Source organism: Cellulophaga sp. L1A9, assembly GCF_009797025.1.
In the GTDB taxonomy this organism is placed as follows: Bacteria; Bacteroidota; Bacteroidia; order Flavobacteriales; family Flavobacteriaceae; genus Cellulophaga.
On record NZ_CP047027.1, the window covers coordinates 2,498,928 to 2,509,748 of the forward strand.

Here is a 10,821-nt window from a genome sequence, read left to right on the forward strand (position 1 = left end):
AGTTTACTAAAAAAGCCTGAAGATTGTAATAATCTTCAGGCTTTTTTGTTGCTTTTAATTTCTTAATCACAGTTCATATCTTCTCTAGAAGTAGGATCAGCATTAGGGAAGCATAGTCCTGTAGGTAATGAAGTAGGTACGTATCTGTTCAGATTCTTGTCAGATAAGCTTGTTTCTATAAAAGTAGCAATAAGGTCTACTTCTTCATCGGATAAATGTAAAGGAGCAAATTTCCCTGATAAATCAGATGATGAAACTTCATTGTTTTCTTTAGTAGCAATATTTTTATATGCAATGATTTCTTTAACAGATGTAAAGCTTCCTCCGTGTCCATAAAATTGAACATCGGTTAAGTTGTAAAGTTGTGGTACTTTAAATTTATAATTATCAGAAGGTTTATTTGTAAATCCTCCACGACCTTTTTTAGTGACGTCATCTATAATGCCATGAACATTTGGTCCTTCTAAATCATTCATGCCCAAGGCGTAAAATTCTTCAGAATTTAATGCGGGGCCGTTGTGGCATTGGTAGCATTTTGCCTTTCCGAAAAATAGTAAAGCTCCTTTTTTCTCATCGGAAGTCATGGCGTCAAAATCTCCTTTTAACCAATTTTGAAAATTTGTATCGGTTGATAATAGTGTTCTTTCGTAGGCAGCGATGGCTAAACCTGCGTATATAAGGGAGTATCTTTCGGTATTAGCTACATTTGGGAAAGCCTGGTCAAAAAGATTACTGTAGTCATTAGTGTCGCAAAAAGTTTTATCTAAAGCCATACGGTGTACAGATAACCCGGCAATAGCTTGTGTTTCTACACCTTCAAATCCAAGGTGGTTTACGGCTTTAGGTGTTCCTTCGGTCCAATTGACTTCAGTGCCAATATTTCGACTAGTAGCGCCAAACTGACCATTCCATAACATTAATTTTTGGTAGGCCGAGTTTAATACGGTAGGAGATTTTATGGGTTGAACGTCAATCATAGCTTCAGTATATAAAGGATCTATGATTCTAGCTTCACCGGCAATACCGTAGCCCATTCCTCCATCTCCTATACCTTGTTGTAATCCACTTTGGAAACCTGCAGCGCTATGATGACAGCTTGCGCAAGAATAGGTTTCCTTATTTGTTTCTGAGTTGCCTTCCAGGCCAATACCTGTTTCGTGAAATAATAATTGACCTAACAAAACTTTCTCTTCAGTGATTGGGTTTTTCGGGTCGGCAGGAATTTTAGCGTAATCAGTACTATTGGGTAGTATGTAATAGGATAGATCTCCAGAAAGACTAACTAGTGTTGTTTTTAATTCTTGGTCTTCTGTTCCTATGATAATTTCAGTGTAATCATTTTCGGATGCACAACTTGCGAGCAGGCTAAATGCTAAAAGAAAACCTATTTTCTTTACAGGGAATAATGTAGGCATAGTAATGGTAGGGTTAAATATTTGAGGTAAAAGTAGATAAGATTTTTTATTAATAAAGTTGTTTTTAGGTAATCTGCTTAATATTTAGGTATTCTTCATTTTTGCTTTAGGTAAAGTACTTTTTTGTCATAATCTATAATAGCTTTTCCTTTTTTTAATATATCGGCACCAATGATTCCATCAACAGGTTGCGCATTATGATTGGTTAATGCTTCATTTACATGAACTAAATCAAAGAGTACAATTTTGAGTTTTTTGAATTTCCATGAGCCTAATTCAATTGTATTTTTTGTAGAAAGTAAGGTTTTCATGTTGGTTGCGCCAGCTCCTGCTGCCTTTATGGTTGATTCTTTTGATGTTAAATTGAATACTTCAATTTTATCAAAACCTACGCAAGTATTGGAGGCGCCTGTATCAAGTATGAAACGTCCTTCTGCATTGTTGATTTTTGCTTTGATTTCAAAGTGATTGGTAGAAGTTAGGTAAAGGGGTATTTTAAGGTATTTTTTTTCTTTTAAAAATGTTTTGAGGCTCTTCACGTATTTTTTTGATAAAGATAAGGCTATTTTTGTACCATGATATTTACAGATACACATACGCATTTATATAGCGAGGCCTTTGATGATGATAGAAAGCAAGTAGTAGAAAATGCTATTCATGCTGGTGTTCAAAGATTTTTTATACCTGCAATTGATTCTACATATACCGAATCAATGATAAATTTAGAAAAGGACTTTCCAGAGCATATGTTTTTAATGACAGGGTTGCATCCTACACATGTGAAAGAAAATTACTTAGAAGAGATAGCGCATATCGAAGAAATGCTTACAAAGCACAAGTATTATGCTATTGGAGAAATAGGTATGGATTTATATTGGGATAAATCATATGTTAAACAACAACAGGAGGCATTTAGAATGCAAATACAGATCGCAAAAAGAGAAAAACTACCTATAGTGATTCATTGTAGGGATGCATTTGATGAAGTATTTGAAATCTTGGAAAAAGAGAAGGGAGATAGCTTATTTGGAATTTTTCATTGTTTTACGGGTTCAAAAGAGCAAGCATTGAAAGCAATTAGTTATAATATGAAATTGGGTATTGGAGGAGTGGCTACTTTTAAAAATGGTAAGATTGATCAATTTCTAAATGAAATAGACCTTAAGCATATTGTTTTAGAGACCGATGCGCCTTATTTGGCGCCAACACCATATAGAGGGAAAAGAAATGAAAGTGCTTACCTTATTAATGTAGCGGATAAATTGGCGCGTATCTATGATCGATCCATTGCTGATATTGCAGAAATTACAACAAATAATTCTAAAGAAGTTTTTGGAGTTTAAGACAATCTATTTATGACGAAAAAAACTAAAATTCTTTTGATTTATACAGGAGGAACTATAGGAATGATTAAAGATTATAAGACAGGAGCATTAAGGGCTTTTGACTTTGGTAAATTACAAAAGAACATACCGGAATTAGCACAATTAGATTGTGAGATTACTAGCCATTCTTTTGAAACGCCGATAGATTCCTCAAATATCCATCCTAGTCATTGGGTGTATATGTCAGAAACTATTGAAAATAATTATGATTTATATGATGGGTTTGTGGTGCTTCATGGGAGCGATACGATGAGTTATTCTGCTTCTGCCCTAAGTTATATGTTAGAGAATTTAACAAAACCGGTAATTTTTACAGGCTCTCAACTACCAATAGGAGATTTAAGAACAGATGCCAAGGAAAATTTAATTACTTCCGTTCAAATTGCAGCTTTGCAAGCAAAAGGGGTTCCTGTAATTCAAGAAGTAGGGTTGTATTTTGAGTATAAATTATACCGAGGAAATAGAACAACTAAGTTTAGTGCGGAACATTTTCAGGCATTTGGATCCTTAAATTACCCTCCGTTAGCAGAATCTGGCGTACATTTAAAGGTGTATAATGAATATTTATTGAGGCCAAAGAAGAAAAAAAAGTTAATTGTCCATAAAAAATTAGATAATAATGTGGCTATTTTAAAATTATTTCCAGGATTTAATGAACATTTATTGCGGGCTGTATTAGAAACACCAAATTTAAAAGCTGTGATTATTGAGACTTACGGTTCTGGAAATGCTCCTACAGATTCTTGGTTGGTGGAAAATTTAAAAAAAGCAATAAAAAAAGGCATTCATATAATTAATGTTACACAGTGTTCTGGGGGTAGTGTAATTATGGGGCAATATGAAACAAGTGAGCATTTGCAGAAGTTGCAAGTTATTAATGGTAAGGATATTACAACGGAAGCTGCCGTTACTAAGCTAATGTATTTGTTGGGAAACGGAATCTCTAATAAGCTCTTTAAAACCGTTTTTGAGACCTCTTTGCGTGGAGAGATGGTTTAAAATTAACGTTGGAAATTTTATTTAATACTTTTTTTTTTGTTAATTCGACGTCTTGAAAAATTGAATAATAGAGAGGTGGCCGAGTGGTCGAAGGCGCACGCCTGGAAAGTGTGTATACCTCAAAAGGGTATCGAGGGTTCGAATCCCTTCCTCTCTGCATTTAATTTTTAATTTTTTAATTGTAAAAATTTTTTATCTTTAACCCATTAACTAATCTAATTTAAGTTTGAAAGAAATGAAAAGATTATTCTCTATCCTGGCAGTAGCTGGGTTATTTGTTTGTAACACAAATACTGTTAACGCACAAGTAAATGCAAATGCAATTACTTCAAACCTTTCCGCAACTATCGCGACTGCAGCAACAATGATTCAAGATGCAACAGAAGCAGTAGCAAAAGAAAGAGGTTTTGTTCAAGTATTAAAAGAAAAATTTATTGAAGGTGGAGCTGACTTCATGGGTATCGTACTATTATGTTTGATACTTGGTTTAGCAGTTGCTATTGAAAGAATTATTTACTTAAACTTGGCAACAACAAACACTACAAAATTAAAACAAAGAGTTGAAGATGCACTAGCTTCTGGTGGTATTGAGGCTGCTAAAGAAGTTTGTCGAAATACAAAAGGACCTGTTGCGTCTATCTATTACCAAGGTTTATCTAGAGCTGGCGAAAGCATCGAATCTGCTGAAAAAGCAGTTGTAGCTTACGGTGGTGTTCAAATGGGACAACTTGAGAAGAATGTTTCTTGGTTATCTTTATTTATCGCGATTGCTCCTATGCTTGGTTTCATGGGTACCGTAATTGGTATGATTGCTGCCTTCGAGAAAATTGCAGCGGTAGGTAACTTAAGTGCTTCTCTTATTGCAGGTGATATTCAAGTAGCGTTATTAACAACGGTATTTGGTCTTATTGTGGCTATTATTCTTCAAATTTTTTATAATTACATTATCGCTAAGATCGATAGTATTGTAAATGATATGGAAGATTCATCAATCTCTTTGATTGATATGTTGGTAGATCACAAAAAATAAGTCGCACTTAATACTTAAGTAAAATGAATAAGATAATTAAAATTATATTAATCGCACTCAGCGTCATAGGACTTGTCTTATGGGTAATGCTTGTAAAGGAATCTGAAGTTACAGTAGGTAATGGATCAATGAATTTTATGTTCATTATTACATTTATCTTACTTGCAATAGCAGTATTAGCAAGTTTGTTCTTCGGGTTTAAAAATGTTTTTTCTTCACCAGAAGGCCTTAAAAGAACTGCAATTGGTGTAGGTGGCCTTATCGTTGTGGCAATATTGTCATATGTTTTCGCAAGCGGAACAGATGTTAATATAGAGGATATGGAGCAGAAGACTGGTATTCTTACAGATGTAAGTACTATTAAAACTATTGGTACATTCTTAAATATGTTTTTCATATTAACGATAATTGCTGTTGGTTCAATGATTTTGCCAGGTGTGAAAAAAATGTTTAATAAATAAATTAAAAACTATGGCAAGAAGAGGAGCACCACCAGAGGTTAACGCCGGTTCTATGGCAGATATCGCCTTCTTACTGTTAATTTTTTTCTTAGTAACTACTACTATTGAAACAGATGCAGGTTTAGATCGTATGTTGCCACCCCTGGATGATACCGAACAGGAAGATGTCATTATTAAGCAAAAGAATATTTTTACTGTTAACATCAATAAAAATGGACAGCTTTTAGTTGAAGATGAGTTATCTGATATTAAAAAGTTAAAAGAACAAGCAATTGCTTTTCTTGATAATGGAGGATTGAAAAATGGTTCTGAAGAATATTGTAACTATTGTAAAGGAAAGAGAGATGAAACATCTTCTGATAACCCTACAAAAGCTATTATTTCATTAAAAAATGATAGAGAAACACAATATGGCGTTTATATAACGGTTCAGAATGAAATTGTAGCTGCATATAATGAATTGCGTAATAGAGAAGCTCAAAGGCTTTATAAGCGTAAATTCACCGATATGGAAGCTGAGTATTTAAATCCAGAAACTACTCCTGAAGCCAAAGAGGTTTTAAAGGAGAGAGTGAGAAAAATACAGGATTTATTTCCTCAAAAATTCTCTGAAGCTCAAACTTCAAGTGGTAATTAATCGTAAAAGTTAAAAAGATATGTCAAAATTTAGCAAGAAAAAAGACGGTGATATCCCTGCAGTTTCAACTGCATCATTACCAGATATTGTTTTTATGCTTCTATTTTTCTTTATGACCGTTACGGTAATGAAAGACACTTCAGTGAATGTTCAGAATGAACTTCCTAAAGCGAGTGAAATCAAGAAGTTAGAGAAGAAAGACCGTGTAATTACTATTTATGTTGGATCACCAACTCAAGAATACCAAAAAGTTTTTGGTACTGAGGCGAAAATTCAACTAAATGATAAGTTTTCTAATCCGTCTGAAGTAGGTCCTTACATACTTCAGGAAAGAGCAAAGAAATCTGAAGATTTGCAAAATGTATTAACTACATCATTAAAAGTTGATAGAAAAGCAAACATGGGTATTGTTTCTGATATTAAAGAAGAATTACGTAAAGTAAATGCTTTAAAGGTTAACTACACTACCTACGAGGGTATTGCATTTGATAACCTAAGATAGTAAGATTAGTTTCTTTCAAAATTAGTATATAAGCGCTTCAAATTTATTTGAAGCGCTTTTTTTATACTTATGCTTTTTCTACCTTTAGTTTATGGTAAAAGAATTTTTATTAGGCTTATTTTTAGTGCCACTACTAGCTTCCGCTCAAGAAGCGCCTCTTGTTACTTCTGTAGATACCAACTATCTTGAAGATCAATTTTATTTAGGAGTGAATTATAATTTTATGCTAAAGAAGCCTGAGGACGTTTTTAAGCGTAATTTCTCCTATGGCTTACAAATTGGCTTTATAAAAGATTTGCCGTTAAACGAAAGCCGTACAATAGCTTTGGGGCTTGGTTTTGGGTATGCCGTGAACTCTTATTATTCAAATTTAATTGTGACGAATGAAAATGATCTCATCACCTATTATGCAGAAAGTGATGCATCATTGTATAAACGTAGTAAGTTTGAAATGCATAGTCTAGAAGTGCCTTTTGAGTTTCGTTGGCGTAATTCTAGCGCAACAAAATATAAGTTTTTCCGTGTGTATTCAGGAGTGAAATTTGCTTACAACTTTAGTGCTCGTTCAAAATTAGTTACCGACACCGATAGAAATGGATTTTCAAATTCAGATTTAGAACGCTTACAATATGGCTTAACCTTAAATTTAGGCTACAATACATTTAATTTACACTTATATTATTCTTTATCTGACCTTCTAAAGGAAGATACTTATTTAGATACAGGAGAAGAAATTGCAATAACACCGTTTAGAGTAGGGCTTATATTTTATATATTATAGCCAATAGCTTAAGGTTATAAATTGGGTAGTTATTCCGAGTAGTAGACCTCCAAAAACTTCTAATCTGGAATGTGCTCTAAAATATAATCTTGAGGATGCCAATATTCCGCCTAGGAGTACAAGGATGCTTATAGATAGTGTTAAGTTTATTTCGAAATGAACACTTAAATTTATCAGATACATTAGCAAACTTCCTATGCCTACCATATGGATGCTATTACTAAATTTAGCTATCAGAAGTGCTAAAGTGGTAAATAGCGCTATAATAAGCCCTATAAAGTAATAATAGAGCTCTATAGTGTAATTGTTTGGGATTACTTTATAGATAATCATAAAAAGTAAAATAATACTAATATAGAGGGAGTACTTACGTTCCTTTATGGTAGACATTGCTATTGACTTGATTATGCCAATATTGCGTAAAATTAGAAAACTTATAATAGGTATAACTACCGTTAATATGAAAATAGGAAGAAGATTTCCTACCTGCATTTCTAAAGAGGTGTATTTTCTTGTAACCTGAAAGTAAATTAGACTTCCGTAAAGAGGAATAAATACAGGGTGAAATAAGTAAGAAAAGATCTTTAAAAAAGCTTTCATTTGTTGGGTTAAGTTATGAGAAATTGAAAAACCTTTTAGCGCATTGATTGTGGCGGAAAACTTTACTTTAGAATTAAATTTCTTTTCGCATTCGCGCTACTGGGATGCTTAATTGTTCTCTGTATTTTGCTACGGTTCTTCTTGCAATTGGATAGCCTTTCTCCTTTAGAATATCAGCTAACTTGTCATCTGTAAGTGGTTTTCTTTTTTCCTCTTCCCCGATAACATTTTCGAGTATTTTTTTTATTTCTTTCGTAGAAACATCTTCTCCTTGATCATTTTTCATAGATTCAGAGAAGTATTCTTTTATCAGTCTTGTGCCATAAGGCGTATCTACGTATTTACTATTAGCAACCCTTGACACAGTAGAAACATCCATCTGAATGGTGTCTGCTATATCTTTAAGAATCATAGGACGTAAGTTGCGTTCATCACCAGTCAGAAAATATTCTTCTTGATAATGCATAATTGTATTCATGGTTATGAATAAAGTTTGTTGCCGCTGCTTGATAGCATCAATAAACCACTTAGCAGCATCTAATTTTTGTTTTATGAATAGAACGGTGTCTTTTTGGGATTTAGACTTCTCTTTGGCATTTTTATACCCCTCAAGCATGTTGTTATAGCCTCTAGATACATGGAGCTCTGGAGCGTTTCTGCCATTTAATGTTAGTTCTAACTCTCCGTCTACAATTTTTATAGAAAAATCAGGAACAATATGTTCAATCATTCGGGTGTTTCCGGAATAAGAACCTCCTGGTTTGGGGTTTAATTTTTCTATTTCGGAAATAGCTTGCCTAAGCTCTTCTTCGGTTATATTGTGTTTTTGAATTAACTTTTGATAATGTTTTTTTGTAAACTGATCAAAAGATTTCTCTAAAATTGCAATGGCAAGTTCAATACTCGGTGTTAATTCTTTTCGTTTTAATTGTATGATTAAACACTCCTCTAAAGAAGTGGCGCCAACACCAGGTGGATCTAATTCTTGAACAGTTTTTAGCACCTTTTTAATGGTTGCAGCTTCAGTATACACATTTTGTGTAAAAGCTAAGTCGTCTAAAATATCGTTTATAGGTCTACGTATATAGCCACTTTCATCAACGCTTCCTACTAAGAATTCTGCAATTGCCCATTCATCATCACTAAGATATATGGTGTTTAATTGATTTATTAAATATTGATTAAACGATGTTCCCGCTGCATAAGGTATCGTGCGTTCTTCATCATCAGCACTGTAATTGTTGGCCTGCGTTCTGTATTCAGGAACTTCATCATCGCTTAAATATTCATCAATATTTATATCTTCAGCATTGATGCTTTCACTGTCTGTTTCGTCATTAAACTCATCATCGTATTCGTCTTCAAAATCGTCCAATTCTTCCTTTCCGGTTTCTAAGGCCGGATTTTCCTCTAATTCTTGTTTCAAACGTTGTTCAAATGCCTGCGTAGGCAATTGAATCAGTTTCATCAACTGAATTTGCTGAGGAGAAAGCTTCTGCGATAATTTAAAAGATAAATGTTGTTTCAGCATGTAAAATGATGTGCTATATAGCTTTTAATAATATATTTATTTCGTTAAAACTCTGCATTTTGTGGTGTTCTTGGGAAAGGGATTACATCTCTAATATTCCCCATTCCAGTTGCAAAAAGAACTAGTCTTTCAAAACCTAATCCAAAACCACTATGTACAGCTGTACCAAACTTTCTAAGGTCTAAATACCACCATAACTCTTCTTCGTCAATGCCTAATTCTTTTATTTTTTCTAATAAGACATCTAAACGTTCTTCACGTTGAGAACCTCCGACAATCTCTCCAATACCAGGAAATAATATATCCATAGCTCTTACTGTTTTGCCGTCATCATTTAAACGCATGTAAAATGCTTTTATTTTAGCTGGGTAGTCAAACAAAATTACAGGACACTTGAAATGTTTCTCTACTAGAAAGCGTTCGTGTTCACTTTGTAAATCTGCTCCCCATTCTTCAATAATATATTTAAATTTCTTTTTCTTATTTGGGGTGCTGCTTTTTAATATATCTATAGCCTCCGTATAACTTACTCGTTTAAAGTTGTTTTCAGCTACAAATTTTAACTTCTCAATAAGTGGCATATCACTACGTTCCGCTTGAGGTTTTGTTTTTTCTTCGTCTATTAAACGCTGTTCTAAAAACTTCAAATCTTCTGAACAATGTTCCAGAATATAGTTGATGACGTCCTTAATAAAATCTTCTGCAAGATCCATATTTGCATCTAAATCATTAAAGGCAACTTCTGGTTCAATCATCCAAAATTCAGCCAAATGTCTGGAAGTATTTGAATTTTCGGCTCTAAAAGTAGGACCAAAAGTATATACTTTTCCAAGGGCCATAGCATAGGTTTCAGCTTCTAATTGGCCAGAAACAGTTAAGTTGGTTTCTTTGCCAAAAAAATCTTGCTTAAAATCTATTTCTCCAGCCTCATTTAAAGGTGGTTTTTTCTGATCTAGGGTAGATACTCTAAACATTTCTCCGGCACCTTCGGCATCAGATCCTGTAATAATTGGAGTATGTACGTTATAGAAACCATTTTTCTGAAAATAGTTATGTACTGCAAATGATAATGAAGAACGTACGCGCATTACGGCAGCGAATGTATTGGTGCGCACTCGTAAGTGTGCCTTTTCTCTTAGAAATTCTAGAGAGTGTTTTTTTGGTTGAATAGGGTAGGTATCTGGGTCAGAAACTCCTAAAACCTCTAATTTTTTAACCTGAATTTCTACAGTTTGCCCTCTTCCTTGACTTTCCACAAGAGTACCAGAAATTTCTAGTGCAGCTCCAGTCGATACTTTTTTTAATAGCGCTTCATCAAAATTTTCAAAATCAACAACACATTGAATATTGTTAATAGTAGAGCCATCGTTTAAGGCAATAAATCGGTTGCTTCTAAACGTTTTTACCCATCCTTTGACAGTAACTTCTTGTAGTGAAAGGTTTGAAGAAAGTAATTCTTTAATGCTGTATGATTTCATTT

General features: G+C 33.7%; 12 protein-coding genes and 1 tRNA gene. 8 read left to right on the forward strand and 5 right to left on the reverse strand.

What is annotated here, in order from left to right; all coding sequences use genetic code 11:
* Positions 1-62: 62 nt before the first annotated feature.
* Complete coding sequence (locus GQR94_RS10835) at positions 63-1,415, reverse strand: cytochrome-c peroxidase (RefSeq protein ID WP_158975516.1); 1,353 nt, start codon at positions 1,413-1,415, stop codon at positions 63-65.
* Positions 1,416-1,510: 95 nt separating this feature from the next.
* Positions 1,511-1,954, reverse strand: coding sequence for a TIGR02281 family clan AA aspartic protease (locus GQR94_RS10840; protein WP_158975517.1), 444 nt, complete (start codon positions 1,952-1,954; stop codon positions 1,511-1,513).
* A gap of 36 nt (positions 1,955-1,990) precedes the next feature.
* Here GQR94_RS10840 and GQR94_RS10845 point away from each other — a divergent pair, with 36 nt between their 5' ends.
* The 8 genes from GQR94_RS10845 to GQR94_RS10880 all read left to right on the forward strand — a co-directional run bounded on the left by GQR94_RS10845 (position 1,991) and on the right by GQR94_RS10880 (position 7,210).
* Positions 1,991-2,758 (forward strand): TatD family hydrolase, encoded by a 768-nt coding sequence (locus tag GQR94_RS10845; protein ID WP_158975518.1) that lies wholly within the window; start codon positions 1,991-1,993, stop codon positions 2,756-2,758.
* A 12-nt stretch (positions 2,759-2,770) separates the two neighbouring features.
* Positions 2,771-3,799 (forward strand): asparaginase, encoded by a 1,029-nt coding sequence (locus GQR94_RS10850; protein ID WP_158975519.1) that lies wholly within the window; start codon positions 2,771-2,773, stop codon positions 3,797-3,799.
* Between the two features lie 69 nt (positions 3,800-3,868).
* Positions 3,869-3,956, forward strand: a tRNA-Ser gene (locus GQR94_RS10855).
* A gap of 78 nt (positions 3,957-4,034) precedes the next feature.
* The gene (locus GQR94_RS10860) at positions 4,035-4,829 is read left to right on the forward strand and encodes a MotA/TolQ/ExbB proton channel family protein (protein ID WP_158975520.1); all 795 of its coding nucleotides are present in this window, start codon (positions 4,035-4,037) and stop codon (positions 4,827-4,829) included.
* A 23-nt stretch (positions 4,830-4,852) separates the two neighbouring features.
* Positions 4,853-5,290: a hypothetical protein gene (locus GQR94_RS10865; protein ID WP_158975521.1), complete on the forward strand. Its 438-nt coding sequence runs from the start codon at positions 4,853-4,855 to the stop codon at positions 5,288-5,290.
* 10 nt (positions 5,291-5,300) lie between these two features.
* The gene (locus GQR94_RS10870; RefSeq protein ID WP_158975522.1) at positions 5,301-5,927 is read left to right on the forward strand and encodes a biopolymer transporter ExbD; all 627 of its coding nucleotides are present in this window, start codon (positions 5,301-5,303) and stop codon (positions 5,925-5,927) included.
* A gap of 19 nt (positions 5,928-5,946) precedes the next feature.
* Complete coding sequence (locus GQR94_RS10875) at positions 5,947-6,429, forward strand: biopolymer transporter ExbD (RefSeq protein WP_158975523.1); 483 nt, start codon at positions 5,947-5,949, stop codon at positions 6,427-6,429.
* A 91-nt stretch (positions 6,430-6,520) separates the two neighbouring features.
* A complete protein-coding gene (locus tag GQR94_RS10880; RefSeq protein WP_158975524.1) occupies positions 6,521-7,210 on the forward strand; it encodes a porin family protein in 690 nt (229 codons plus the stop codon).
* On the opposite strand, the gene GQR94_RS10885 is transcribed toward GQR94_RS10880, so the two are convergent.
* From GQR94_RS10885 to asnS, 3 genes are all read right to left on the reverse strand, one after another.
* Complete coding sequence (locus tag GQR94_RS10885) at positions 7,205-7,810, reverse strand: hypothetical protein (RefSeq protein ID WP_158975525.1); 606 nt, start codon at positions 7,808-7,810, stop codon at positions 7,205-7,207. The genes GQR94_RS10880 and GQR94_RS10885 overlap by 6 nt on opposite strands.
* 73 nt (positions 7,811-7,883) lie before the next feature.
* A complete protein-coding gene (gene rpoN / locus GQR94_RS10890; protein ID WP_158975526.1) occupies positions 7,884-9,341 on the reverse strand; it encodes an RNA polymerase factor sigma-54 in 1,458 nt (485 codons plus the stop codon).
* Between the two features lie 44 nt (positions 9,342-9,385).
* The gene (gene asnS, locus GQR94_RS10895) at positions 9,386-10,819 is read right to left on the reverse strand and encodes an asparagine--tRNA ligase (RefSeq protein WP_158975527.1); all 1,434 of its coding nucleotides are present in this window, start codon (positions 10,817-10,819) and stop codon (positions 9,386-9,388) included.
* Positions 10,820-10,821 lie beyond the last annotated feature (2 nt).

Excerpts from the sequence above, each read along its gene's own strand:
- GQR94_RS10835 (WP_158975516.1), bottom strand. The coding sequence starts at position 1,415 with ATGCCTACATTATTCCCTGTAAAGAAAATAGGTTTTCTTTTAGCATTT.
- GQR94_RS10845 (WP_158975518.1), top strand. The coding sequence starts at position 1,991 with ATGATATTTACAGATACACATACGCATTTATATAGCGAGGCCTTTGAT.
- GQR94_RS10850 (WP_158975519.1), top strand. The coding sequence starts at position 2,771 with ATGACGAAAAAAACTAAAATTCTTTTGATTTATACAGGAGGAACTATA.
- GQR94_RS10860 (WP_158975520.1), top strand. The coding sequence starts at position 4,035 with ATGAAAAGATTATTCTCTATCCTGGCAGTAGCTGGGTTATTTGTTTGT.
- GQR94_RS10865 (WP_158975521.1), top strand. The coding sequence starts at position 4,853 with ATGAATAAGATAATTAAAATTATATTAATCGCACTCAGCGTCATAGGA.
- GQR94_RS10870 (WP_158975522.1), top strand. The coding sequence starts at position 5,301 with ATGGCAAGAAGAGGAGCACCACCAGAGGTTAACGCCGGTTCTATGGCA.
- GQR94_RS10875 (WP_158975523.1), top strand. The coding sequence starts at position 5,947 with ATGTCAAAATTTAGCAAGAAAAAAGACGGTGATATCCCTGCAGTTTCA.
- GQR94_RS10880 (WP_158975524.1), top strand. The coding sequence starts at position 6,521 with ATGGTAAAAGAATTTTTATTAGGCTTATTTTTAGTGCCACTACTAGCT.
- GQR94_RS10885 (WP_158975525.1), bottom strand. The coding sequence starts at position 7,810 with ATGAAAGCTTTTTTAAAGATCTTTTCTTACTTATTTCACCCTGTATTT.
- rpoN (WP_158975526.1), bottom strand. The coding sequence starts at position 9,341 with ATGCTGAAACAACATTTATCTTTTAAATTATCGCAGAAGCTTTCTCCT.
- asnS (WP_158975527.1), bottom strand. The coding sequence starts at position 10,819 with ATGAAATCATACAGCATTAAAGAATTACTTTCTTCAAACCTTTCACTA.